Annotated in this window: 1 protein-coding gene; it reads right to left on the minus strand. The window is 36.9% G+C overall.

All coding sequences use genetic code 11. The features are described 5' to 3' along the window. Positions 1 to 201: 201 nt before the first annotated feature. Positions 202 to 1518, minus strand: a complete 1317-nt coding sequence (locus FHL06_RS12705) for a replication-associated recombination protein A (protein WP_153386950.1) — start codon at positions 1516 to 1518, stop codon at positions 202 to 204. Between the last annotated feature and the right edge of the window lie 177 nt (positions 1519 to 1695).

The raw sequence follows: 1695 nt of genomic DNA on the forward strand, positions 1-1695 counted from the left end.
TATTTTGATAACTGGCAAAATATCGCTGAAATAAATGATAAATTAACAAAAATGACAGGTGTATTAGGAACATCTTATTTTGAAATTGTGACGGATGCATTTTTGGCTACAGATGATGATGTGATTCATTTGCAAAAATAGCATTGACGTACTAAAAAAGTCGATATGGTCAATCATATCGGCTTTTTTTAGTGAAATAGATTAATTATCAGAATTCTTGTAATGTTCTTGGTGCCACTTGGCAATGTAGTCTAGACGTTGCTTGAAAAACTTCTCTTTACCCTGTTCAGTAGGGCGGTAATAAATACTATTCTCTACTTCTTTAGGGACAGTTTTCATTGTGGTAAGTTTGTCAGCATAGTCGTGTGCTAGTTTGTAATCTTTACCATATCCGAGATTTTTCATCAACTTGGTAGGCGCGTTTCGAATCTGTAAGGGAATCGGCAAATTGCCATACTTTTTAACGTCTTTTTTAGCACGTAAAACAGCTTTATAAGTAGCATTTGATTTAGGAGCTACGGATAAATAAATAACAGTCTCCACCAAGTGAACGTTGCATTCAGGCATACCAAGAAATTGACAAGCTTGAAAGGCATTGATTGCAACATTTAAAGCATTAGTGTCAGCCAAACCGATATCTTCACTAGCAAAACGAACTAGTCGTCTGGCTATATAAAGTGGATCTTCGCCACCATCGAGCATGCGCATGACCCAGTAAATCGCTGAATCGGTGTCACTATTACGCATTGATTTGTGGAGAGCCGAGATAATATTGTAATGTTCTTCACCATTCTTGTCGTAACGTAATGATTTGGTATTTAATAATTGCCGAATGTTATCAATATCAACGTGTGCCACCTTATCCTTAGTTTCAGAATTGATGACAGCCATTTCGAGGGTGTTCAAAGCTACACGGGCATCTCCATTAGCGTAAGCAGCAATTAACTCCAAGGTGTCATCGTCTATCTCAACTTTTGCTTTTGGAAAGGCTTTGGGATTTTTCAAAGTGTTTTGTAATAGTTGAATTAAATCGTCAGTTGTTAGCGATTTGAGAACGAAAACTTTACAACGGGATAGTAAAGCTGAATTGATTTCAAATGACGGATTTTCAGTTGTTGCACCAATCAAAGTAATACTACCTTTTTCAACGAACGGCAAAAAAGCATCCTGTTGGGCCTTATTAAACCGATGAATTTCATCAATAAAGACAATCGTCTTTTGTCCCATCTCACGATTCATTTCGGCTTCTTTCATGACTTTCTTAATATCGTTAATACCGCTAGTAACGGCACTTTTCTTGGCGATGATTTCGGCTAAAGTTGTTTTACCCACCCCAGGAGGACCCCAGAAAATTAGTGACGGGATGTTATCTTGATCAATAATATCTTTTAAGATTTTATTGTCACCAATCAAGTGTTGTTGACCGACAAAAGCCTCTAGCGTTGTGGGACGAACCCGGTTTGCTAGAGGAGAATTGTCGTCATTATTTTGATTTGCGAAACGTGATTCTTGCTGCATTTTTGACCTTCTTTGATGATTTTGCCTTTAGGTAACTTCTGACGAATGTATTAAAACTACTTTATAGCATTCTTGATTCTGGTCTCATTATATCCTAACAAGATCAAGAACATAACAACGTATAAAACTAATGGAATTAACGCGTAATTTAAATTAATAGCCGCAATAGTCGTCGCT

This window comes from Companilactobacillus halodurans (genome assembly GCF_009600985.1).
In the GTDB taxonomy this organism is placed as follows: domain Bacteria; phylum Bacillota; class Bacilli; order Lactobacillales; family Lactobacillaceae; genus Companilactobacillus; species Companilactobacillus halodurans.